The sequence below is a fragment of the Lactobacillus helveticus genome, from assembly GCF_046109915.1.
In the GTDB taxonomy this organism is placed as follows: domain Bacteria; phylum Bacillota; class Bacilli; order Lactobacillales; family Lactobacillaceae; genus Lactobacillus; species Lactobacillus helveticus.
Map to the genome: position 1 here is coordinate 1,492,004 of NZ_CP151471.1, position 24,220 is coordinate 1,516,223.

The 24,220-nt window shown below is 43.5% G+C and carries 16 protein-coding genes and 8 pseudogenes; 15 read left to right on the top strand and 9 right to left on the bottom strand.

The features are described from left to right. The first annotated feature begins 124 nt into the window (after nucleotides 1-124). Entirely contained in the window at nucleotides 125-1,312 is a 1,188-nt protein-coding gene (locus tag AADV52_RS07615; protein WP_057962186.1) for an MFS transporter, read from the top strand. After that, nucleotides 1,309-2,148 carry a carboxylating nicotinate-nucleotide diphosphorylase gene (gene nadC, locus AADV52_RS07620; RefSeq protein WP_014564315.1) on the top strand — a complete coding sequence of 280 codons (840 nt, stop codon included), beginning with the start codon at nucleotides 1,309-1,311 and terminating at the stop codon, nucleotides 2,146-2,148. Before AADV52_RS07615 ends, nadC (AADV52_RS07620) begins: the two co-directional genes overlap by 4 nt. 303 nt (nucleotides 2,149-2,451) lie before the next feature. Here nadC (AADV52_RS07620) and AADV52_RS07625 read toward each other — a convergent pair whose 3' ends face one another. Beyond that, nucleotides 2,452-3,690 (bottom strand): ISL3 family transposase, encoded by a 1,239-nt coding sequence (locus tag AADV52_RS07625; RefSeq protein ID WP_409044988.1) that lies wholly within the window; start codon nucleotides 3,688-3,690, stop codon nucleotides 2,452-2,454. 203 nt (nucleotides 3,691-3,893) lie between these two features. Here AADV52_RS07625 and AADV52_RS07630 point away from each other — a divergent pair. Next, a pseudogene (locus AADV52_RS07630) lies at nucleotides 3,894-6,171 on the top strand (ATP-binding cassette domain-containing protein). Nucleotides 6,172-6,233: 62 nt separating this feature from the next. On the opposite strand, the gene AADV52_RS07635 reads toward AADV52_RS07630, so the two are convergent. The 3 genes and pseudogenes from AADV52_RS07635 to AADV52_RS07645 form a co-directional block, all read right to left on the bottom strand. Beyond that, nucleotides 6,234-6,452 carry an IS3 family transposase gene (locus AADV52_RS07635; RefSeq protein ID WP_227028438.1) on the bottom strand — a complete coding sequence of 73 codons (219 nt, stop codon included), beginning with the start codon at nucleotides 6,450-6,452 and terminating at the stop codon, nucleotides 6,234-6,236. A 74-nt stretch (nucleotides 6,453-6,526) separates the two neighbouring features. Beyond that, nucleotides 6,527-7,201, bottom strand: a pseudogene (locus AADV52_RS07640) (IS3 family transposase); the annotation flags it as partial. Beyond that, nucleotides 7,129-7,662 (bottom strand): helix-turn-helix domain-containing protein, encoded by a 534-nt coding sequence (locus AADV52_RS07645; RefSeq protein WP_014919533.1) that lies wholly within the window; start codon nucleotides 7,660-7,662, stop codon nucleotides 7,129-7,131. The gene AADV52_RS07645 and the pseudogene AADV52_RS07640, both read right to left, overlap by 73 nt. Nucleotides 7,663-7,871: 209 nt before the next feature. Here AADV52_RS07645 and AADV52_RS07650 point away from each other — a divergent pair. The 3 genes and pseudogenes from AADV52_RS07650 to AADV52_RS07660 all read left to right on the top strand — a co-directional run. After that, nucleotides 7,872-8,126: pseudogene (locus tag AADV52_RS07650) on the top strand (type I restriction endonuclease subunit R); the annotation flags it as partial. A gap of 57 nt (nucleotides 8,127-8,183) precedes the next feature. Beyond that, nucleotides 8,184-8,765: a restriction endonuclease subunit S gene (locus AADV52_RS07655; RefSeq protein WP_230856772.1), complete on the top strand. Its 582-nt coding sequence runs from the start codon at nucleotides 8,184-8,186 to the stop codon at nucleotides 8,763-8,765. A gap of 407 nt (nucleotides 8,766-9,172) precedes the next feature. Continuing rightward, nucleotides 9,173-10,588: an FAD-dependent oxidoreductase gene (locus tag AADV52_RS07660; RefSeq protein ID WP_409044989.1), complete on the top strand. Its 1,416-nt coding sequence runs from the start codon at nucleotides 9,173-9,175 to the stop codon at nucleotides 10,586-10,588. 77 nt (nucleotides 10,589-10,665) lie between these two features. On the opposite strand, the pseudogene AADV52_RS07665 reads toward AADV52_RS07660, so the two are convergent. Continuing rightward, a pseudogene (locus AADV52_RS07665) lies at nucleotides 10,666-10,836 on the bottom strand (transposase); the annotation flags it as partial. A gap of 2 nt (nucleotides 10,837-10,838) precedes the next feature. Between AADV52_RS07665 and AADV52_RS07670 the strand changes: the two are divergent. Further along, a pseudogene (locus tag AADV52_RS07670) lies at nucleotides 10,839-11,912 on the top strand (ISL3 family transposase); the annotation flags it as partial. 91 nt (nucleotides 11,913-12,003) lie between these two features. Here AADV52_RS07670 and nadC (AADV52_RS07675) read toward each other — a convergent pair. Further along, complete coding sequence (gene nadC / locus AADV52_RS07675; RefSeq protein ID WP_409044990.1) at nucleotides 12,004-13,059, bottom strand: carboxylating nicotinate-nucleotide diphosphorylase; 1,056 nt, start codon at nucleotides 13,057-13,059, stop codon at nucleotides 12,004-12,006. Continuing rightward, nucleotides 13,056-14,243, bottom strand: a complete 1,188-nt coding sequence (locus AADV52_RS07680; protein WP_057962186.1) for an MFS transporter — start codon at nucleotides 14,241-14,243, stop codon at nucleotides 13,056-13,058. The genes nadC (AADV52_RS07675) and AADV52_RS07680 overlap by 4 nt, the downstream gene beginning before the upstream one ends. A gap of 216 nt (nucleotides 14,244-14,459) precedes the next feature. Between AADV52_RS07680 and AADV52_RS07685 the strand changes: the two are divergent. Next, nucleotides 14,460-14,888 (top strand): annotated as a pseudogene (locus tag AADV52_RS07685) (IS30 family transposase); the annotation flags it as partial. A 692-nt stretch (nucleotides 14,889-15,580) separates the two neighbouring features. Here AADV52_RS07685 and AADV52_RS07690 read toward each other — a convergent pair. Continuing rightward, nucleotides 15,581-16,000 (bottom strand): annotated as a pseudogene (locus tag AADV52_RS07690) (LysM domain-containing protein); the annotation flags it as partial. Nucleotides 16,001-16,046: 46 nt separating this feature from the next. Here AADV52_RS07690 and AADV52_RS07695 point away from each other — a divergent pair. Further along, nucleotides 16,047-16,286 carry an integrase core domain-containing protein gene (locus AADV52_RS07695; RefSeq protein ID WP_014919539.1) on the top strand — a complete coding sequence of 80 codons (240 nt, stop codon included), beginning with the start codon at nucleotides 16,047-16,049 and terminating at the stop codon, nucleotides 16,284-16,286. 117 nt (nucleotides 16,287-16,403) lie between these two features. Here AADV52_RS07695 and AADV52_RS07700 read toward each other — a convergent pair whose 3' ends face one another. Then, on the bottom strand, nucleotides 16,404-17,645 hold the full coding sequence (locus AADV52_RS07700; protein WP_014919540.1) for an L-lactate MFS transporter: 1,242 nt from the start codon (nucleotides 17,643-17,645) through the stop codon (nucleotides 16,404-16,406). Nucleotides 17,646-17,955: 310 nt separating this feature from the next. Between AADV52_RS07700 and AADV52_RS07705 the strand changes: the two are divergent. The 6 genes and pseudogenes from AADV52_RS07705 to trpA form a co-directional block, all read left to right on the top strand. Then, nucleotides 17,956-18,789: pseudogene (locus AADV52_RS07705) on the top strand (IS30 family transposase); the annotation flags it as partial. 966 nt (nucleotides 18,790-19,755) lie between these two features. After that, nucleotides 19,756-20,781 (top strand): anthranilate phosphoribosyltransferase, encoded by a 1,026-nt coding sequence (gene trpD / locus AADV52_RS07710; protein ID WP_014919543.1) that lies wholly within the window; start codon nucleotides 19,756-19,758, stop codon nucleotides 20,779-20,781. Beyond that, nucleotides 20,778-21,557: an indole-3-glycerol phosphate synthase TrpC gene (trpC, locus tag AADV52_RS07715; protein WP_014919544.1), complete on the top strand. Its 780-nt coding sequence runs from the start codon at nucleotides 20,778-20,780 to the stop codon at nucleotides 21,555-21,557. The genes trpD and trpC overlap by 4 nt, the downstream gene beginning before the upstream one ends. 2 nt (nucleotides 21,558-21,559) lie before the next feature. Then, nucleotides 21,560-22,147: a phosphoribosylanthranilate isomerase gene (locus AADV52_RS07720; RefSeq protein ID WP_014919545.1), complete on the top strand. Its 588-nt coding sequence runs from the start codon at nucleotides 21,560-21,562 to the stop codon at nucleotides 22,145-22,147. After that, nucleotides 22,144-23,364 carry a tryptophan synthase subunit beta gene (gene trpB, locus AADV52_RS07725; RefSeq protein WP_014919546.1) on the top strand — a complete coding sequence of 407 codons (1,221 nt, stop codon included), beginning with the start codon at nucleotides 22,144-22,146 and terminating at the stop codon, nucleotides 23,362-23,364. Before AADV52_RS07720 ends, trpB begins: the two co-directional genes overlap by 4 nt. After that, nucleotides 23,357-24,151, top strand: a complete 795-nt coding sequence (trpA, locus tag AADV52_RS07730) for a tryptophan synthase subunit alpha (protein WP_014919547.1) — start codon at nucleotides 23,357-23,359, stop codon at nucleotides 24,149-24,151. The genes trpB and trpA overlap by 8 nt, the downstream gene beginning before the upstream one ends. Nucleotides 24,152-24,220 lie beyond the last annotated feature (69 nt).

The window sequence follows — 24,220 nt, forward strand, 5'->3', positions numbered from 1 at the left end:
ATCTACCTTACTTGATGTTTTCACAGAATCCGTGTATTCTCTTATTTAAAGTAAAACCTATTTTTATTTTACTCGTTTAAAAGTACTTAGTACTTTTATTAATTGAAAGGAACTTGCATTTATTATGGATAACACGCAACAACGCCCCACGTTCATCTTCTTAATTATTGGCACGGCTTGGTTATTTGATGCCATGGACGTCGGGTTGCTATCATTTATTATGCCCATCGTCCATCAGCAATGGGCACTATCTAATTCACAAACCGGCCTGATTAGTTCAGTCAGCACCATTGGCATGGTCTGTGGTGGATTTTACTTTGGCCACTTAGCCGATCGGATTGGCCGCAAGAATACCTTGATCGCCACCTTGCTGACATTCTCAATCGGCAACCTGATTTTGGCCATCTCACCAGGTTTTTACACATTTTTAGGCATTCGCTTCTTCGTTGGCATGGGGCTTGGCGGGGAATTACCGGTTGCGGCCACCTACATTGCCGACATTTACAGGGGGACTAAACGTTCGCAGATGCTAATTCTGGCAGATAGTTTTTGGGCCCTCGGCTGGTTGGTGGCGTCATTTTTATCATTTCTACTAACGCCGGTTCTAGGATGGCGGGGAATTCTTGTGGTAACCGCAATCGCCGGTGTTTTCGCAATTGTATTACGAAAACACATTCATGAAACAGCACCGAAGAGCACCGGAACTCAACACTGGCTTGTTAGTCTGAAAACCACTTTTAAACCCTGGACACTGATGCTTTGGCTTGCTTGGTTTATGGTGATGTTCAGTTACTACGGTATGTTCATGTGGTTACCAAGTATCATGGTTGATAAGGGCTATGGTATCGTGAACAGCTTTGGTTACACCACGATCATCGTCGTTGCCCAATTACCGGGGTACCTCTGCGCATCGTGGTTAGCCAAGCGCATTCGGGTCAAGTACGTCTTTGCCATTTATATGTTGGGAACGGCCTTTGGCGCCATCATGTTTGGCCAATCAGCGTCAGCCCTTCTCATCGTGATTTCTGGCTGTGTCCTTTCCTTCTTTAACTTAGGGGCATACGGGGCCATTATCGCATTGACGCCGGAACTCTATGCTCACAATATTCGGGGAACCATGACCGGCATGGCGCAAGGAATTGGCCGCATCGGCGCAATCTTTGGCCCCCTCTTAATTGGGGTCTTAATGGATCACCAAATTAGTATTAGTATTATCTTCGTCATTTTTATGGTTTCACTGTTGATCGGTTCGATTGCCGTTTTGGCATTGCCCAGCGCTGATCAGCAACCTAACGGGGAGGTCAACCAATGAATCCCATCGTCTTAAAGGAAAAAATCAGCGAATTTTTGAAAGAAGATTTAGGTTTCGGGGATCTCAGTGTCGCGTTTCTGCCAGGCGGAACCCCCCTATCTGGATCATTTATCGCCAAGCAGAGTGGCATTATTTGCGGTCAAGAAATTCCCCAGGCAACTTATGACTTACTGGGTCACGCAACCTATAAACCACGAATTCCGGACGGCGCTCCGGTTAAGGCCGGCGACATCATTGGCACAGTTTCCGGGACAGCCCAAACCCTACTATCTGGTGAACGGGTCACCCTTAACTTAATTCAGCGAATGAGCGGGATTGCCACCCAGACGACACACTTCGTCAAGCTATTGGACGATGCGACCATTCGAATTACGGATACTCGTAAAACTGCTCCCGGCTTGCGATTATTTGATAAGTACGCCGTCAGCGTTGGCGGCGGCTTCAATCACCGTTTTGACCTAACTGGCGGGATTATGTTAAAGGACAACCATATTGCCTTAGCGGGCGGGGTGACCCAGGCGCTTGCGGCCGTTAAACGGCATGTCGGCCCCCTCACCCCAGTTGAGGTCGAAGTGGAAACCGAAGAAGAACTTCGCCAAGCCGTTGCTGGCGGTGCCAATGTCATCATGTTTGATAATCAGAACCCTGAAACGATCAAGCAGTGGCGCCAGCTCGTCCCAAAAACGATTAAGGTCGAAGCATCTGGAGGGATCACCGCCGAATCAATCAGCACCTTTAAGGGCTGCGGCGCCGACTTCATTTCGATTGGCAATCTAACCAACGACGTGACACCACTCGATATCAGTTTTCTGGTTGCCGGAGCCGTTAAAAGTTAGCCCAATACGGTTAGCGCTTCGCAGAATTTAAACAGACCAATTGGATCCTTCACTCGATTAAATCGTTGACGGTCTTTATCTTTTTATTAAGATTTATCAATAACCTCCGCGCCATTGCTCATAAACTGGAAGTTTGTCAAATGGTGTCGAAGGATAGTTTCTATCCTTTGGAGATCTCCTCGTGTGGGAGATCTTTTTTGTTGTTTTATTAGTTGCGGCGTTTAATCTGGTGTGTTGTCTGAATATCGTACTTGAAGGCATAAGAAATAAGCCTACCATCGTGACGTTATTGTGGTAGATAATCTAGGCAATCAGCTGGTAGACGCGTGTGAACATATTGGCCTGATTGGAGAAGCCATAACAAGCACGTTTGAGCTCCCTGATCTTACGGTTGATGCCCTCTATCGGTCCGTTAGAGTAGGACGATTTGGCGGCGTTAATTACTCCATTAAGATTCTTTCGTAGGGTATGCATGGCCGTATCTAGGGGCGTGCCGTTAGGCTGATAGTTAGTGATGATATTCTTGAGTTCATCAGCGTGACGCCCCATCAAAGCATCGTGGAGATCGATGTAGGTTTCATAAGCTGTTTTGAAGGCCGGAAACGTATCGGTTCCAATATCAATAGCGTTCTGTTCGGTCGAGTACTCATTCAGGCCGAAGAGGTAGCGGCTCTTTTGTGTGTCAGGGTTGGCCTTGTGGAATAGGCGCCATAGTGATTTCAGTACTTTATATTTCCGCGAATGCTTGTCGAGTTGCTTAAAACATTGAGTGCGAATGGTATCCATCGTCCGGCCCATTAATTGAATAATGTGGAACCGATCAATAATGAGTTCGGCGTTAGGGAATAGTTCGTGCACGAATGCCTGATAGGAGGCGTTCATGTCCATGATGACGCGTTGAACCGCGGCCCGTTCTGCGGTGCTGTACTGACTAAGAAAGAACTGTTTGATGGTTCTATTAAGGCGGTCGCTAAGTACTTTAACTGATTTGTGAGTGTCGGCGTCAATGCAAATAAACGACATGGAGCCGTGCGTGGAACGGAATTCATCAAAGCATAAATTAATCGGTAACCGGCGGCTCGCGTGTGGATGAATATTAGCCGTCAAAATACGCTGAACTGAGTTTGTCGAAATACCGGTGAGACTGGCGATAGTCTTAGCCGGGAGTGATTTACTGGCTAGCTTCAGCACATGAGTCGCTAGTCCGTGACCGATGGCGTGGTTGGTTGATACCACTGGAGTGGTGGCCGTACAAGTGCTATGGCAGTTACTACAACGCCAGCGTTGCTTGTTTAGCTCTAGAATTACGGGCCGGTCCATGGGTCCTGCAATGTGGACATGAGTGAGCTTGTGTCCGTTAGGGGGCAACGTATTGTATCCACAGCTGGGACAGCGCCTGAGTGTGTAGGTAAGCTCTGCCTGGATGACCAAATACTTTTTGCGACCCGAGCCCCGACCATGAAATTCCTCACGAGTACCGAACACCTGAATGTTTGTGTCTGTAATTCCCAGTAATTTAAGTGTATTATCTAGTTGAGACATCTATTCCTACCCCGCTTATCTTGAGTTTCGTCGCTTAAAGCATAGCACTAGGGAGGCTGAGATGCCTTTTTTTGTTATCAAAAAGGGCCTAGTACTTTTGGAATGGAAATACTTTCCAACACCAAAAATTCTAGACCCGATTATTTTTGTTAAACGAGATTTCTATATATAATGGAATTATAAATTTACTGTTGGAGGTTTTTATGACTGATTTATTTGCAGATGGGACTATCTCTATCCATGGAGCTCAAGAAAATAACTTAAAGGATGTCAGTTTAGATATTCCTAAGCATAAAACGACTGTATTTGCTGGCCTTTCTGGGTCTGGTAAGTCCTCTTTAGTTTTTGATACATTAGCCGCTGTTTCCCGACGTGAATTGAATGAAACTTTTCCTAGTTTCACCCAACAATATTTGCCTAAATACGGTCAACCTGAGGTGAACCGAATCGACAACTTACCAGTGGCAATTGTGGTTGAACAGAAGCCTATTGGTCGTAATTCTCGATCTACTCTGGCAACCTACACCGGCATCTATTCCGTCTTACGTTTGATGTTTTCTCGAATTGGACAGCCTTGGGTTGGGTATTCTGAATGGTTTTCCTTTAACCTACCTCAACCTACCTCAGGGAATGTGTCCAAAATGTCAGGGATTAGGCTTTGTTGACGACATAGATGAACGTCAATTAATTGATCCTAATAAATCACTCAATGAAGGTGCAATGACTTTTGCCGGTTTTCAACCGGGAACTTGGCGTTGGAAGGAATATGGCAACAGTGGATTATTTGATTTAGACAAAAAAATTAAAGACTACACCGATGAAGAATATGATTTATTCATGCACGCTCCGCAACAAAAATTAAAAAATCCACCGGCAAATTGGGGCCGTACGGCATTATATGAAGGACTAGTTCCACGTATGCTTCGCTCTGTTATTCATAGTGCCTCAGGTCGTCATCATGAAGCTGCCTTATCAAAGATTGTCACTCGAAAACCTTGCCCAGTATGTCATGGAACACGTCTGAACAAAAAGGCTCTAACTGGTAAAATTGCTGGCAAAAATATTGCAGAAGTCAGCGATATGGATTTAGTAAGTGTCCTAAAATTTTTGGATAATATCTCGGACCCCAAGGCTAAAACAATGGTGCGTGAACTACGTAGTAAAATTCAAGCTTTGGTCGACATCGGTTTAGGTTATCTTTCCCTTGGCCGTGGAACTGATACTCTATCTGGTGGAGAAGCTCAACGAATTAAAATTGCCAAATATTTGACGAGTTCCCTATCCGATTTAGTTTACGTACTCGATGAACCAAGTGTAGGACTCCATCCTCACGATATTAAATTAATTACCCAATCCTTAAAAAAGCTCAAGGAACATGGCAATACCATTATCCTAGTTGATCACAACCCTGCCATTATTTCGACAGCAGATTATGTCGTGGAAATGGGACCACAAGCCGGCAAAAATGGTGGTCAAGTAACTTCCACTGGTACCTACGACGAACTATTACGGTCAGATACGATTACGGGTAAAATGTTACGAGAAAAAATCACTTTCCCAAAGCCTCGTGAACCTCAATCTTGGCTAAATGTTAATCATGTAACTTCTCATAATTTAAAAGACGTATCTACCAGAATCCCTCAAGGTGTAATGACCGTGATATCTGGACCAGCAGGTTCTGGAAAAAGTACTTTAGTCCAAGCTTTCAAACAACAAGTTTCTGATCAAGACTATATTGATTTGAGTCAGGATTCTGTAGGTTTGAATATTCGTTCTACACCTGCAACTTACTTGAACATTTTAAATCCTCTACGAAAGCTTTTCAGTAAAGCCAACAATGGCGTTTCAACACAACTATTTAGTTATAACGGTAAAGGTGCTTGTCCCCGTTGCAAAGGTAAAGGTGTGATGATCACCGAGATGGCATTCATGGATCCAATCGTTCAAGAATGTGAGTTGTGTCATGGGAAACGTTATAGCCAAGAAGCACTACAATACACTTATCATGGCAAAGATATTTCTGAGGTTCTAAATCTTTCTATCAACGACACTTTAGAGTTTTTCAAAGATGTGCCAGATATCTACAAAAAGGTTAGTCTACTCCACCAAGTTGGACTTGGTTATTTGAATCTTAGCCAGTCGATGACCACTTTATCTGGTGGTGAAGTGCAACGTGTTAAGTTAGCAATGGAATTGAATCATACCGGCCGAATCTATTTCTTAGATGAACCAACAACCGGATTGCACTTACAGGATACTCAACAATTGATCGATTTATTTGAAGGATTGGTTGATAAGGGCAATACATTAATTCTGATTGAACATAATCTGAAATTAATTTCACGAGCCGATTGGTTAGTCGATATGGGACCCGATGCTGGTAAATTCGGCGGTCAAGTTTGTTTTGAAGGTCATCCAAAAGATAGCCTAAACGATAAAAACTCTCGGACTGGTGCTGCATTAGCAGCTATAATTTCTTAAAAGATTCAAAAAGATCACCTCATTTAAAGTGCAACACAAAAGTTAGACAAAATTGAATATTTTTAAACTGCTAAGGCATGTTCCCTGTATTCGCAGGGAGTCATGCCTTTTGTTTTCTGTGATATTCGTCGATTGTTAAACCGATCGACGTAATTCTTTGTGATTTCCTTGAATTCTCCAATATCTTTACACTGTGGAAATCCATTAAGACATTCTGTTTTAAGAAGATGAAAGAAGCTTTCAATTGGCGCATTATCAAGACAGTTTCCCTTACGAGACATGCTTTGTATAAATTTTTTTCAGAGAGTTTATCGGTATAGTAATTCAATTGATAATGCCAACCTTGATCTGAATGAATTATTGGTTTTATTCCTTCCGGAATATTTTCTGTGAGTTCATCGAGTGTATCCATAATTAGTTTACTGTTAGGACTATTACTTACTTGAAATGCTAAAACTTCCTTGCTTGCTTCGTCAGTAATAGCTGAAACGTAAGCCCACTTAGTATCGGCCAAGCGTACTTGTGTAACATCGGTATGTAATACTTTGAAAGGTACGGTTTCATTAAAATGCTGATGTAGAACGTTACGGGCCACTTTTCCAACTGTACCTTTATAAGATGAATATCTACCATTTCTGTGGCGGTTATAAAGGCTTACTTGAACATTTAATTCATCCATCAAACGACGCACTACGGCGTCTGATAGATGGATATCTAATTTAATGAGCTCTTCTTGAACGCGACGATAACCGTAGGTTAGACGTCCGCGATATCTTCCGCTTTCGGCAATTTTTAGTATCTCTACTTTTACATCTTCATACTTATCTACATAATCTTTGATACGTTTACGTTCATCATGATAAGTCGCTTTCTTAAGTCCAATGGTCTTAAGAATATCGCCGACTTTATACCGGTTAGATTTCGGAAGAGACTCTTGTTCGACCCTGATCTGATCAACTATTTGTGTTTTCTTTCGTCCTTTGAGGTTCCGAACAGGGTCATTGATTTTTTTAAGATTTCGTTCTCCAATTTTGCATCATATAATTCTTGATTCTTTTTCGTCAATTCTTCACGAAGTTGATCGATTTCGTTCTTGTTTACTAACTTACGTAATTTCTTCTTATTATGTTTCACTTTGGTTTTTCTGCCTTTCGGATGAGGCTTCAAGGCTTCTATACCATACTCATTGAAGGCTGTCCTCCAAAGACTGATTTGACAAGAATTAACATCAAATTTTGCGGATACTTCGGCTAAAGTTTCATCATGAGTTTGATAGTAGTTTATCACATCAACTTTAAACTCAACTGAGAAACTTCGTTTAACTCTTCTTCGTTTAAGAGCGTCTGCGCCGCTCAAACGAAAGTTTTGTATCCATCTACCTACTTGTATTCGAGGCAAGTTACGTTTCTTTGAAAGAAGACTGATACTAATGTCACCTTGAAGATATTCACTAACGACTTCTGCTTTTAATTCTGAACTATATTTGACCATAGAAAAAGTGCTCCATAACTGTTAGATTTCTTGTCTAACAATTATGGAGCACTTTAAACCCATCTTTTAGGAGCTGATCTTTTTTGTCCGAACAGCGTTCGGATTAATTTTACAATCTATCCTATTAACAAATTATGAAACCTAAACGCTAATCTGTTCGCGTATAATAAACTAGTGAGTAATTTAAAGGTGGGAGAAGGAATGTTTTTATGTTGGAACTGGCATTTGAAAAAGAAGTTGTTAAAACCTTAACGACCGGAAGTAATCAATGGGTGGAACGCAAAGACCTGTATGGTGCGACGCCGGATCAATTATGGGCTAATTTTCGTGATAAATTAAATAACAATAACTATGCTAAATTGCAGGGACACCCTTTAACTGATACCGAATTTAATCAGGTTAAACGGGCGATTGAGTTCCCGACACCTTACGAAGCAGCTAAGTTACTAGCCGCCGAAAATGGCAGCAAGTTCCCGCAATTAAGATTTGCAGGGTTTGCTGACGCTTGGGAACAGCGTAAGTTGTCTGATTTTTCGAAAACAACTTATGGTGGTGGGACACCAAAAACGGCAGTTACAGAATACTGGGACGGAAATATTCCGTGGATTCAAAGTTCAAATCTCACAGTTGATGATGTTCAAGAGGTAAATTTGGATAAATTTATTACAGATAATGCCATCAAAAATTCTGCCGCAAAACTTATTCCTGCTAATTCAATTGCAATAGTTACTCGAGTTGGTGTAGGTAAGCTAACCCTTATGAAACAAGAATTTGCGACATCACAAGATTTTCTATCATTGAGTGAGTTACATGTTGACGAGCAATTTGGATTGTATTCAATTTATAAGCTACTTCAAAAAGAATTGAACAATATTCAAGGTACATCAATTAAAGGAATGACTAAGGCTGATTTGCTGACAAAGGATATTATGATACCAGTCGAAAAAGATGAGCAAATCAAAATCGGGTCGTTCTTTAAACAACTTGATCATCTCATCACTCTTCATCAGCGTAAGCTTGAAAAACTCCAAGAATTAAAAAAAAGGGTATCTACAAAAGATGTTTTGCTGATTCTTAATTTGATCAAATTTAGGATCCTATGAAACCCCATGACTTAATTTTTATTGTGCTTGGTCAACACTTAATTCACTTGTATAATGGATTAAGCAGGGAAATTAAAAATCAACCAAGAGCAATAAAACCGCTCTTGACAGCAAAGGAAAGCTACAACACTAGCAAGGTCAGCAAGCAAGGCTAATAATACTGCTGCAATGGGAAATAACAAGCGTCCAGTAGGGCGGTCCAAGAGCGGGCGCAAACCCTACCAGACAGTACGATTATAAAAGTAAAGAAGGTCATAAAATCAGCTACTAGAGGGAAAGCTGTGGTAAAATGATGACTATAAAGTCAAGTCAGATAAATAGGTAGTTGAGCATATAAATTGCTTTTGACACTTTACTTACTTATAATAAGTGCAATAACAAATGACTAGTAAAAGGCGGGTAAAACAATGGATAAATTTAAAAATATTATTATTGGATTTGGTAAGGCGGGTAAGACATTAGCTAAGTACTTGGCGCAGCATGATGAGCCCGTGCTTCTGATCGAACGGTCAAAACAAATGTATGGAGGGACTTGCATCAATGTTGGCTGCCTACCATCTAAAAATTTAATTTTAAATGGTCAACGTGGCTTAGACTTTACTACGGCAGTTAATAAGCGTGGTGAGATGACTAGACAGTTGCGAGACAAAAACTATCACATGGTGGCTGATGAGCCACTAGCAACAATTTGGGATGGGTCAGCACGTTTTATCGACAATCATGTTTTGGCAGTCGAAATGAGTGATGGAACAACTAAGAAGGTGAGAGGTGAACGCATCTTCATTAATACTGGAGCGGTTTCAAATTGGCCATCAATCCCAGGGTTAGAATTCGGTCAGCGGATTTTTACGTCTAAAGAAGCTATGGAATTGGAGAAACAACCGAAACGACTAGCAATTATTGGTGGCGGTTATATTGGCCTTGAATTTGCTGGAATGTTTAATTCCTTTGGTACGCATGTAACGATTTTCGACCAACATACCAGATTGTTAGAGCGCGAAGATCCTGATATTGCGACCGAGGTCGTAGCAGATCTGACTGACGCAGGGATCGAGATTAAATCGGCGACTCAACTAACTCAAGTAAAAGATAATGGTGAGAAGGTTACATTATATTATCAACAAGGTGATCAAAGTAACACTGCGAAATTTGATGCGGTATTGGTTGCAGTCGGTCGACGGCCTAATATAAATAGTTTAGGGCTAGAAAATACCGATATTGCTTTAACCAGTCGTGGTGCTATTCAGGTCGATGATCATTTAAGGACCACAGTACAAAACGTTTGGGCTTTGGGCGACGTTAATGGCGGTCCTATGTTCACTTATGTCTCATTGGATGATTTTCGTATTATTGTAGATCAATTGTTTGATAAGGGGGATCGCTCAACGGCCGATCGAATGGTGATACCGACTGCTTCGTTCCTAAATCCACCACTGGCTAACGTCGGCTTAAATGAACGTCAAGCTAAGAGTGCAGGTTATGATTTACAAACCTTCAAGCTATCAGTCAAGGCGATTCCAAAGGCCCGTGTCTTGGAGGATCAACGCGGGCTTTATAAGGTAAGCGTTGATCAAAAAACACACCTTATTTTAGGGGCAACATTGTATGCCGCTGAGGCTCATGAAACCATCAATCTTATTTCATTGGAAATGAAGGCCAAATTCCCTTCCAAAATTTTCCCCCCCTTTTTTTTTCCCCCCCCCCCCTTTTTTTCCCCTTTTTTTTTTTTTTTTTCCCCCCCGTTTTTTTACCCCCCCCCCCCCCCCCCCCCCCCCCCCCTTTTTTTTTCCCCGCCACCCCCCCCCCCCCCCCTTTTTTTTTAAAAGGTCTAGAATTTTTGGTGTTGGAAAGTATTTCGGCTCTTTGTCAACTCCTGTTGATAATGAGTAAATGAAGAGAATCAAGCAGCCATTAAAAGGCTGTTTGGTTCTTTTTCTTTGTACAGATCTTCTTCCAAACGAATTCTGGTTAAGAGATTGGTAAAATTGGAATAGCCAAAAGCTGTTCGTTCGATTTGTTTGATTTTGCGATTGAAGCCTTCAAGACAGCCGTTAGAATAAGGTAGAGCAGCACAGCTGTGGGTTGCCCCCTAACGGACATAAGCTCACTCATGTCCACATTGCAGGACCCATGGACCGGCCCGTAATTCTAGAGCTAAACAAGCAACGCTGGCGTTGTAGTAACTGCCATAGCACTTGTACGGCCACCACTCCAGTGGTATCAACCAACCACGCCATCGGTCACGGACTAGCGACTCATGTGCTGAAGCTAGCCAGTAAATCACTCCCGGCTAAGACTATCGCCAGTCTCACCGGTATTTCGACAAACTCAGTTCAGCGTATTTTGACGGCTAATATTCATCCACACGCGAGCCGCCGGTTACCGATTAATCTATGCTTTGATGAATTCCGTTCCACGCACGGCTCCATGTCGTTTATTTGCATTGACGCCGACACTCACAAATCAGTTAAAGTACTTAGCGACCGCCTTAATAGAACCATCAAACAGTTCTTTCTTAGTCAGTACAGCACCGCAGAACGGGCCGCGGTTCAACGCGTCATCATGGACATGAACGCCTCCTATCAGGCATTCGTGCACGAACTATTCCCTAACGCCGAACTCATTATTGATCGGTTCCACATTATTCAATTAATGGGCCGGACGATGGATACCATTCGCACTCAATGTTTTAAGCAACTCGACAAGCATTCGCGGAAATATAAAGTACTGAAATCACTATGGCGCCTATTCCACAAGGCCAACCCTGACATACAAAAGAGCCGCTACCTCTTCGGCCTGAATGAGTACTCGACCGAACAGAACGCTATTGATATTGGAACCGATACGTTTCCGGCCTTCAAAACAGCTTATGAAACCTACATCGATCTCCACGATGCTTTGATGGGGCGTCACGCTGATGAACTCAAGAATATCATCACTAACTATCAGCCTAACGGCACGCCCCTAGATACGGCCATGCATACCCTACGAAAGAATCTTAATGGAGTAATTAACGCCGCCAAATCGTCCTACTCTAACGGACCGATAGAGGGCATCAACCGTATGATCAGGGAGCTCAAACGTGCTTGTTATGGCTTCTCCAATCAGGCCAATATGTTCACACGCGTCTACCAGCTGATTGCCTAGATTATCTACCACAATAACGTCACGATGGTAGGCTTATTTCTTATGCCTTCAAGTACGATATTCAGACAACACACCAGATTAAACGCCGCAACTAATAAAACAACAAAAAAGATCTCCCACACGAGGAGATCTCCAAAGGATAGAAACTATCCTTCGACACCATTTGACAAACTTCCAGTTTATGAGCAATGGGGGGGGGGTTTTTGATAAATTTTAAAAAAAAGAAAAGGCCGGTCAAGGTTTTTTTGGGGGGGGGGTTTTTTTTTTTTTTTTTTTTTTTGGGGGGGGGCCCCCTTTTTGGGGTTTTTTTTTTCGGGGGGGGGCACCAAAAAATTTTTTTTGGGGGGGGGGGGGGGGTTTTTTTGTTTGGAAAAAGGAGGGGGGGGGGGGGGGGGGGCGGTTGGGGGGGTTTTTTTTTGGGGGGGGGGCCCCCCCTTTTTTTTTTTTCGACCTTAATCGTTTTTGGGACGAGCTGGCGCCACTGCTTGATCGTTTCAGGGTTCTGATTATCAAACATGATGACATTGGCACCGCCAGCAACGGCTTGGCGAAGTTCTTCTTCGGTTTCCACTTCGACCTCAACTGGGGTGAGGGGGCCGACATGCCGTTTAACGGCCGCAAGCGCCTGGGTCACCCCGCCCGCTAAGGCAATATGGTTGTCCTTTAACATAATCCCGCCAGTTAGGTCAAAACGGTGATTGAAGCCGCCGCCAACGCTGACGGCGTACTTATCAAATAATCGCAAGCCGGGAGCAGTTTTACGAGTATCCGTAATTCGAATGGTCGCATCGTCCAATAGCTTGACGAAGTGTGTCGTCTGGGTGGCAATCCCGCTCATTCGCTGAATTAAGTTAAGGGTGACCCGTTCACCAGATAGTAGGGTTTGGGCTGTCCCGGAAACTGTGCCAATGATGTCGCCGGCCTTAACCGGAGCGCCGTCCGGAATTCGTGGTTTATAGGTTGCGTGACCCAGTAAGTCATAAGTTGCCTGGGGAATTTCTTGACCGCAAATAATGCCACTCTGCTTGGCGATAAATGATCCAGATAGGGGGGTTCCGCCTGGCAGAAACGCGACACTGAGATCCCCGAAACCTAAATCTTCTTTCAAAAATTCGCTGATTTTTTCCTTTAAGACGATGGGATTCATTGGTTGACCTCCCCGTTAGGTTGCTGATCAGCGCTGGGCAATGCCAAAACGGCAATCGAACCGATCAACAGTGAAACCATAAAAATGACGAAGATAATACTAATACTAATTTGGTGATCCATTAAGACCCCAATTAAGAGGGGGCCAAAGATTGCGCCGATGCGGCCAATTCCTTGCGCCATGCCGGTCATGGTTCCCCGAATATTGTGAGCATAGAGTTCCGGCGTCAATGCGATAATGGCCCCGTATGCCCCTAAGTTAAAGAAGGAAAGGACACAGCCAGAAATCACGATGAGAAGGGCTGACGCTGATTGGCCAAACATGATGGCGCCAAAGGCCGTTCCCAACATATAAATGGCAAAGACGTACTTGACCCGAATGCGCTTGGCTAACCACGATGCGCAGAGGTACCCCGGTAATTGGGCAACGACGATGATCGTGGTGTAACCAAAGCTGTTCACGATACCATAGCCCTTATCAACCATGATACTTGGTAACCACATGAACATACCGTAGTAACTGAACATCACCATAAACCAAGCAAGCCAAAGCATCAGTGTCCAGGGTTTAAAAGTGGTTTTCAGACTAACAAGCCAGTGTTGAGTTCCGGTGCTCTTCGGTGCTGTTTCATGAATGTGTTTTCGTAATACAATTGCGAAAACACCGGCGATTGCGGTTACCACAAGAATTCCCCGCCATCCTAGAACCGGCGTTAGTAGAAATGATAAAAATGACGCCACCAACCAGCCGAGGGCCCAAAAACTATCTGCCAGAATTAGCATCTGCGAACGTTTAGTCCCCCTGTAAATGTCGGCAATGTAGGTGGCCGCAACCGGTAATTCCCCGCCAAGCCCCATGCCAACGAAGAAGCGAATGCCTAAAAATGTGTAAAAACCTGGTGAGATGGCCAAAATCAGGTTGCCGATTGAGAATGTCAGCAAGGTGGCGATCAAGGTATTCTTGCGGCCAATCCGATCGGCTAAGTGGCCAAAGTAAAATCCACCACAGACCATGCCAATGGTGCTGACTGAACTAATCAGGCCGGTTTGTGAATTAGATAGTGCCCATTGCTGATGGACGATGGGCATAATAAATGATAGCAACCCGACGTCCATGGCATCAAATAACCAAGCCGTGCCAATAATTAAGAAGATGAACGTGGGGCGTTGTTGCGTGTTATCCATAATAAATGCAAGTTCCTTTCAATTAATAAAAGTACTAAGTACTTTTAAACGAGTAAAATAAAAATAGGTTTTACTTTAAATAAGAGAATACACGGATTCTGTGAAAACATCAAGTAAGGTAGATTGTAAAATTAATCCGAACGCTGTTTGGACAAAAAAGATCAGCTTCCTTTAAAATGGTGTTTACCACAAACCCATCTTTTAGGAGCTGATCTTTTGTCTAGTATAACCTATTCCGAACGAATTAAAATCGAAACCTTTTATGAGCTAGGGCTGTCCAATATCCAAATGGGCATTCGGCTGAACCGATCACGATGTGGTCGGAAAACTAAGCTGAGCGATGAGTTAAAGCAAAAAATTCTCAACCATTTACGTCTAAGCTGGTCACCAGGAATGATTGCTCACGAATTTAAACTAGCTACTAAATCTATTTATAATTGGCTAAATCAGGGGAGAATTGGTTTCTCCTTGAATGATCTACCTGAACATGGCGTACGCCAACGGCGTAACGTTGACCAACGATCCAAATATAATCAATCTTTGGGGCGATCAATTGAACAGCGTCCCATGATGATTAATCAACGTAATCGCATCGGCGATTTTGAACTAGATACAGTCGTTGGTCCTCGTGGGCATAGTAAGGCACCGTTCTGAATTTCTTAACTAGTGAATTTTGACGGGTTAATTTGTCGGGAGGTCTGATTACAGTGACACTTAACTAGTCATTTTATTGCGTGGAGACGTGGTACTGACTAATTATTTTTCGGTAAAGCAGATAATTGATAGAAGTTGCGCATCGTGTAGTCAATTGTGGTCGGTTAACGAAGGCGTCGATTAATTAAGTATTACTATAGTAGGTTTATGCCAAAAGTAGCCCATGACGATCGCTACTAAAACGTTACTGGGTTAGTATTACGCCATAGCTGAATGGTATGTGGTTGTCGTTGTGGACTAGTCGTCAAACTGTCGGGGGTTCGGGACTGTACTTAGTCAGGAAATTAGTTGGATTTTCTCCGTTAAGGTTGGTGAATTGTTAAATAAAAACATGTGGTATTTTGGTTGGGAGAGCGGGTCGTCGATTGGGGGAGACAACTAGCAGGTCTGGATCGTGTCCGTCTTAAAGCGGTTGCTAGAATAAGCATATCGCATATCTAAATAACGGGTTGTCAGCATGCTCTAAGGCCCATTATAAAGTCACTTAGCAACTGAGTAACTTTGTAATGGGTATTGGTGGGGGGACACACGTGCTTCAGCACGGATTTAATAGTAGAAAAAAAGATTGCGAATCAGAAATGATCCGCAATCTTTGCATTTATTTATTAATTTAAAGTGGCTTTTTAGTACCAGCCATTAGCAAGCCAGTGACTCTTGGCGTTGCTCCATGAACCATAACGTGAAGCAACATAACTGTTAGCAACACGTTCTTGGTTGGCAGCGGAGTAGTCACCGTTTAAGTATGAAGCACTTAATTGGTACTTACCGAAGTATTGACCGTTACGAGCAGAATATGAACCACCAGATTCTTTACCAGCAATCCAAGCCTTAGCAGCACTATCAGAACCATTGTTGCTATAGTTTGATGTTGAACTAGACGTTTGAGTTGTAGTCTGAGCAGCAGGTTTGCTAGTTTGTGTTTGACTTGATTGGGTCTGGCTAGCTTGGCTCGGTTGAGCTTGAGTTTGACTAGTCTGAGCTGATGATTGTGTCGTGGTCGTTTGTTGAGTCGTCTGTGTTGAAGTCGTTGAGGTTGTTGAAGCTGTTGATGATGCAGCTGAGCTAGTAGCACTTGATGAAGCTTGACTAGTGGTTGCAGCAGAACTTGAAGCATGGCTAGCAGCTGATTGCGTTGAGCTTGCTGAAGAAGCAGCACTCTTTCATCTTCTTAAAACAGAATGTCTTAATGGATTTCCACAATGTAAAGATATTGGAGAATTCAAGGAAATCACAAAGAATTACGTCGATTGGTTTAACAATCGACGAATATCACAGAAAACAAAAGGCATGACTCCCTGCGAATACAGGGAACATGCCTTAGCAGTTTAAAAATATTCAATTTTGTCTAACTTTTGTGTTGCACTTTACGGCTCATGCTGTTTTAGACTCTTTTTTATGCAATTTTGTCTTAGTTTTTAATAATTTAATGCGCTTTAAAGTAGTTTTTTATGATTTGCTTTTTATTAATTTGCTGGCTTTAATGAAATCTCGTTGTATCCAGAATGAGATTAGCAGTGCCAATAGATCAATCAAAATAAAGGCAGCTAATGTCAAAGTATAATTGTGGAACAGTTGATGTGTTAATGATAATAGTAATGGTCCAACAACTCCGGCAGCAGCCCATGCTGTCAGTACATATCCATGAATAGCTCCTAATTCTTTAGTACCAAAGACATCACCTAAGTAGGCTGGGATGACAGAAAATCCTGCTCCATAACAAGACATCACCAAGCATAATGCAATGGCAAATAGGAGCGGTAATTTGAAGATGAGCATGGCTGAAAGCATTACAATATCGAGAATAAAAATGGCACTGAAAGTAGCAGGGCGCCCGATATAATCAGACAAAGCTGCCCATATCAAACGTCCAAAGCCATTGAAAAGGCCTATGATTCCAACCATAATTGCGGCTGTTTGGACAGACATGCCGGTCATACTTTGAGCCATGGGGGATGCAGCTGAGACAAGGCCGATCCCGCATGTAATATTGATAAAGAACATTATCCAAAGAAAAGTGAAGGATCTAGTTTTGAGGGCTTGGTTAGCTGTTAGCTCCGGTCCTCGGGTTAGACGTGTTCCCCTTTTTTGAGAAATGCTATTTTCAGTAGTGCTTGATAGTGCCAGATTTGGACGAACAATAAACTGTGCAGCGAGCAGCATAATAACAAAATAAAATGTTCCTAAGAGATAGAATGTTTGTTCAAGACCAACACTAGCCATTAGCTGTTGAGCAACAGGACCAGTCAGCATTGCTGCAAAACCAAATCCCATAATAGCTAACCCCGTTGCTAAACCGCGTTTGTCTGGAAACCATTTAATAATTGTTGATACAGGGGTAACGTATCCTGCTCCCAGTCCTAAGCCGCCTATGACACCATATGAGAGATATAATAGCCAAATTGAATTTTGATGGATAGCCCAACCAGTCATAATGGTTCCAGTTCCGTAAAGAAAGCTAGCAATAGTTCCCGTTAGTCTAGGGCCTATTTTTTCAACGACTTTGCCCATAAAGGCGGCTGACATTCCCAAGAAGAAAATAGCGATACTAAATGCAAGAGCGACTGAGGATTCTGCCCAACCATTTTGTTTTGCAATTGGATTAGTAAAAACACTCCAAGCATAAACGGAACCAATCATTAAATGAAACATGACACCTGCAAACGCAACAACATAGCGATTTGTTTTCAACACCAATTCCTCCATTTTTGATAGTATACGAACAATTTAAACATTGTTGACAACCTTTGTTGGCATATAACAATAATATCACATTGATTATCACGTTTAAACAATTAGATTTTAGTATAAGACGAATTTTAACGTTGGCTAATGAAAAGTACATTTAAGTTAGCTATAGTACTGGGAAAAAACAAATTACGGTTGCTGTTTTTGAACAAATAAAAAAGCACAGGGAACCTAAAGTGCTCCATAACTGTTAGACAAGAAATCTAACAGTTATGGAGCACTTTAAACCCATCTTTTAGGAGCTGATCTTTGGTCATATCAGGGCTACTTTGCCGAGCGCGGGGCGGCTTACTATCGAGAACAGCGGGCCAAGTGTCACCCCAAAGGTTTACTGCAGCGGGCTGCCGTGTTCTTCAAGTCCCTGCCGAAAGCTTTAAAAGCTAAGCCACGAGTTTTCAGTGTCGATACGTATGTCCACTATTTCAAAGCTCATTACCCGGGCTTTCCCTGCCCATCAACGGCTACGGTCTATCGGTATATCGAGGCTGGCAAGCTCCCGGAGCTTCACAACTATGATTTACCCATGAAGCTACGTCGCCGCGTTAAACGCCCGAATCACCGACATGCCCGTCTGAATAAAAAACGGCTTGGACAGTCCATTGAAGACCGGCCCGCAGTGATTCGGAAACGTCAGGAGTTGGGCCATTGGGAAGGCGACTTAGTGAAAGCCAAACGGGTTGAGTCCGAACCAGCTTTAATGACGTTAACCGAGCGAGTTAGCCGGATGGAAATTATCGTTAAATTGCCTGATTACCGGGCAGAGGCTTGCCGGCAAGCCCTCCAAGATACGATTGATGATTACGGTGCAGAAAACTTTCGGACGATCACGTTTGACAACGGCTCGGAATTCGCTAGTTTAAATCAGGTTCAAGGAACGGAAATCCACTTTGCCCATCCATATTCTCCCTGGGAACGGGGCACTAATGAGAATGTGAATGGTCAATTAAGAGAGTTCTTCCCAAAGGGGCATTCCTTTAAAAACCTCTCATTAGTGGATCTGCAGTTGGTTCAAGACACGCTGAATCACCGTCCCCGCCGCTGTTTAAGCTATAGTTGTCCAGCGGATGTTATGCCACAACTGGTTTAACTTTCTAGACCAATTATAAGAATAGGCCATTAGTGTTGCACTTAACTTGACAATTGAGGCCAATATATGAAACGTACATGATAAAGTTCGCGATGGTCGCAAAATCACCGATTAGCTTAATCTCATCGACTCGCTTTTTATGTAACGCGTCTTGAACCTGATTCCTAAATTGACCCTGTGTCGGTCTTAATTGACGTTGCATGCAATCACTTCCCCTATTTCTCTCACCATTAGTCTTACCACTTCCCCACTCTAAAAGCTAGTTGTTTTTACTTAAATTCTCATTTAATTCTCAGAATCATTAAATGTTGTTAAGTTCAAAAAAACATTTTATTTTTTAACGTAATTGAATCAGCATTTATCCAAATAATCAGCATCCCTTTATCCTTGCTATATCAACGTTTTCTAACGGATGTTCATCCAAAACGGGCGCTGATTTTTGGTAACTTCAAAACATTAGCTAAAAAAGTTTCATTAAAATCATTGACATTTTGCCGGAAAGCCTCTAATATACAAGCAACAATTAATATTCGTCCATGAGAAAAACCGATGACGTGGAGATCAAGATCATTGTGCACGCAAAGAGAGTTGCCGTTGCTGAGAGTGCAATCGAACGCAGATGATTAAATGGACCACGGAGGGTTCTCCCGAAAGTATTCGAGTACGGAGAAACGTGCAGGCATACGTCAGTTGTCGGAGGGATGTTGGTCCCTCGCTAAGCGTAATTAATTGGGAATTTCATACTAATCGATCATGATTATTTGTTGAAGACCCGGTTAATTGAACTAAGGTGGCACCGCGGAAAAATCCGTCCTTAACTTATCGAAGTTATGGGCGGATTTTTTGTATAAACGGAGGTCTTGGATATGCAACTAACAAAGGAAATCAAACGATGGCAAAGGTCATATTAAACCTCATCGTAATGACACAACAACTTAAATCAAATTAAATTTGGAGGAATCTATTATGATCAAACAAGCCATTGAAAAAGTCGTTAACCACGAAAACCTAACCTTTGAAGAAAGCCAAGCTGTTCTAGATGAAATTATGAACGGTGAAGCATCTGAAGTTCAAACTGCCAGTTTATTGACGGCTTTAACCGCCAAGAATCCAACGATTGATGAAATTGCCGGTGCGGCAGCCTCTATGAGAAGCCATGCCCTTGCCTTTCCGGAAACTAATGATGTTTTGGAAATTGTTGGGACCGGCGGTGATCATGCCAACACTTTCAACATCTCAACAACCAGTGCCATTGTGGTTGCGGCAACCGGCACTAAAGTTGCCAAGCATGGCAACCGCGCTGCTTCATCCAAGAGTGGCGCTGCCGACGTATTGGAAGCCCTTGGTTTAGATATTAACGAAACACCAGCCGTTAGCTACCAAAGTTTAAAGGAAAATAATTTGGCCTTCCTATTCGCCCAGGAATATCACAAGTCAATGAAGTACGTTGCGCCGGTTAGAAAGCAACTTGGTTTCCGAACAATCTTTAATATCCTCGGCCCACTGGCAAATCCAGCCCATCCAACCCGCCAATTACTTGGTGTCTACGATGAATCGTTACTTGAACCGTTGGCCAATGTTTTGAAGAAGCTGGGCGTTAAAAAAGCCATGGTTATTCATGGTCGCGATGGCCTCGATGAAATGACGACTGCTGATGAAACCGCCGTCGTTGAATTACGAGACGGCAAGTTAACCTGCTATACACTGACGCCTGAACAATTCGGTTTCAACCGCAGTCAACGAGACGAATTGGTCGGTGGCACCCCCGAAGATAATGGTAAAATTACCCGCGATATTTTATCCGGCAAAAAGGGCCCTAAACGCGACATCGTTTTATTAAACGCCGGTTCGGCACTTCACCTGGCTCATCCTGAACTATCAATTCAAGCCGGCATTGACTTGGCAGCCAAAACCATTGATGATGGCAAAGCCCTCGAGGAGCTCAACCGGCTGTTGGCCTTTTCCAACAAACGTAAGGACGTGGTGGCATGATCTTAGATGATCTGGTTACCGTTACCAAAAAACGATTGATTCGCCACCAAAAGCGTCACTCATTAACCGAATTAAAACGTGAAGTCGCTGCCATGCCGGCAACCACCAAGCCGAATTTTCTTTCTATCTTAAAGCAGCCCGGTTTACACATTATTTCCGAAGTTAAAAAGGCATCCCCCTCAAAGGGCACCATCGTCACCGATTTCCCCTATTTGAAAATTGCCAAGGCTTATGACCAGGCCGGTGCCGATGCAATCTCCGTTTTAACCGAGCCGGATTACTTTAACGGCCACCTGCACTATCTAAAAGACATCAGCCAAGCGGTATCAGTTCCAACCTTGCGCAAAGACTTCACAATCGATCCTTACATGATTTATGAAGCCAAGGCCAACGGTGCCGGCATTATTCTGTTGATTGTTGCCATTCTGGACAACCAGCAGTTAATTGCCTACCGGGAATTGGCAGAACAGTTAGGTATGCAGGCAATCGTTGAGGCCTATACCGCTGATGAAGTCACCCAGGCGTTAAAATCCGGTGCTAAAATCATCGGCATTAATAATCGGAACCTCAAAGATTTCAAAGTGGATTTCAATAACAGCTTAAAGTTACGGGCAATGGTCCCACAAACAATCCCTGTGGTCGCCGAAAGTGGCATTAAAACCAAACAGGATGTTAAAAAGCTGGCAGCAGCCAATTTCAATGCCATTCTGATGGGCGAAACCTTAATGAGGTCCGATCAAAAAAAGCAACTGATTGAAACGTTCAAGGAGGTCTAAAAATGGTTAAAGTTAAAATTTGCGGTCTGATGAAACCGGCCGATGTCTTGGCGGTTAACGCCGCCGACGCTGATTTTGCCGGCTTTGTCTTCGCTCCCAGCCGCCACCAGGTATCACTTGAAACAGCCTTAGCACTAAAAATGCTGTTAATGCCTGGTATTAAAGCTGTCGGCGTGTTTGTCAATGAATCCGCTGACGATATTCTGGCCGCCTACAAAGCCGGCGCCATTGATATTGCCCAGCTGCATGGTAAAAGCATGCCAACAGAAATCACCCGACTACAACAAGCCGGTCTCCAGGTTATTCAGGTCTTTGAACGTCAGTCAATTGATCTGACTTCTACCGCCGACTACCTGATGGTTGACAGCGGTAAGGGCAGCGGCCGACTTCTTAACTTAAAAGCCATTCCACATATTGACCGCCCACTTATTCTGGCGGGTGGCCTAACGTCTGAAAACATTGCTCAAGCCGTTCAAATCGTTCGCCCCGATATTGTTGACGTCTCCAGCGGTGTCGAAACAGCCGGCCATAAAGATGCCAGTAAGATAACCCGATTTATTAAAAAAGTAAAAGAGGAAATTTTATTATGAAAACACTGAATGAAGCAAAACAAAATGAAAAGCAAACCGGCCGTTATGGTAAAGATTTCGGTGGCCAATACATCCCCGAGATCCTGATGACCGAACTTGAAAAAGTAACTAAAGTCTTCAACGACTTAAAAGACGATCCCAAATTCAAAGCAGAACTGAATGATCTATTGGTTAACTACGCCAATCGGCCATCTCTGCTATACTATGCCAAGAATATGACCGAAGACCTCGGTGGTGCTAAAATCTACTTAAAACGTGAGGACTTAAACCATACCGGTGCTCACAAGATTAATAACGTTATTGGTCAGGCACTGCTGGCCAAGCACTTGGGTAAAAAACGCTTAATCGCTGAAACCGGTGCCGGCCAACATGGTGTTGCCACCGCAACGATTGCCGCCTTAATGGGGATGGAATGTGAAATCTTCATGGGCAAGGAAGATACCGACCGTCAAAAGCTAAACGTTTATCGAATGGAACTTCTTGGCGCCAAGGTTCATCCGGTCACAAGCGGTTCAATGCTTCTAAAAGATGCCGTTAACGCAACTTTGCAGGAGTGGGCCAGCCGAAGTGAAGACACATTCTATGTGCTGGGTTCAGCTGTTGGACCGGCACCATTCCCAGCCATTGTCAAACACTTCCAAAGCGTTATTTCAAAGGAATCCAAACAGCAGCTCCAAAGCAAGGAAGGCCGACTGCCGGATATGGTTGTTGCCTGTATCGGTGGCGGTAGTAATGCCATTGGCAGCTTTGCAGACTATATCGATGACCCATCCGTTAAATTAGTCGGTGTTGAAGGTGCCGGCAAAGGTGTCGATACTGATCGGACTGCTGCTACTATCGAACGGGGAACGGTTGGTATTTTCCACGGCATGAAATCACTGTTCATGCAAAACGATGACGGTCAAATTGATCCGGTTTACTCAATTTCAGCCGGTTTGGATTACCCGGGTGTCGGTCCGGAACACGCGGCGCTTGCCCAGGAAGGCCGGGCGCAATACGTTGGGATTACCGATGATGAAGCTGTTCAGGCATTCGAATACATTGCCCGGGAAGAAGGCATTGTAGCCGCAATTGAAAGTTGCCATGCCGTTGCCTACGTTGAAAAAATTGCGCCAAAGATGTCCAAAGATCAAATTATTGTCTGCACCCTCTCCGGGCGTGGTGACAAGGATGTCGCAAGCATCGCCAAATATAAAGGAGTGGACATTGATGAGTAATTTATCAGAAATTTTCAAAAATCATAAAGCTTTTATTCCGTTCGTAGTCGCTGATGACCCGGACTTTGATACAACTGTAAAAAATGTAGTTGCGCTCGCAAACGCCGGTGCCGACATTGTTGAATTAGGAATTCCCTTTTCCGATCCAGTCGCCGATGGTCCGGTTATTCAAGCAGCCGACCTGCGAGCCTTTGACGCAAAGGTCCGCACCAAGACTGTCTTTGAGATTGTCGAAGCAGCCAGAAAACAAACCGACGTTCCAATCGTCTTTCTAACTTACTTAAACATCGTCTTCAAATATGGCTATGACGCCTTCTTGAAGCGTTGTGCCGACCTAGACGTGTCCGGGCTGGTAATTCCCGATTTACCATATGAAAGTCGTGATGAGATTGTGCCGATCGCCGAGAAGTACAACATCGACATTATCCCACTGATTACGCTGACGTCCGGACATCGGATAGAAAAGATCGCTAAGAGTGCTTCCGGCTTCATCTACGTAGTCTCCTCACTGGGAATTACCGGTGAACGAAACGAATTCTTCAACGGCTTAAAAGACCTGGTTGCCAATATCAAGCAGTATACTGATGTTCCGACTGCCATTGGGTTTGGTGTTCATACGCCCGAACAGGCGCGAACAATGGCCGAAATCGCTGACGGCGTGATTATTGGTAGTGCCATCGTTGACATTGTCGCCAAAGAAAAACAACAGGCGCCAGCTGCTGTTGGGAAATTTACAAAGCAGATTCGCGAAGCTGTTAATAGCGTTAAGCAGGTACCGGTTAAATAGTGGCTGTGTGAACTACTCGGCCATGAATGACCGAGCTTCTGGGAACACGAAGTAGTATTTAGGCTGTTA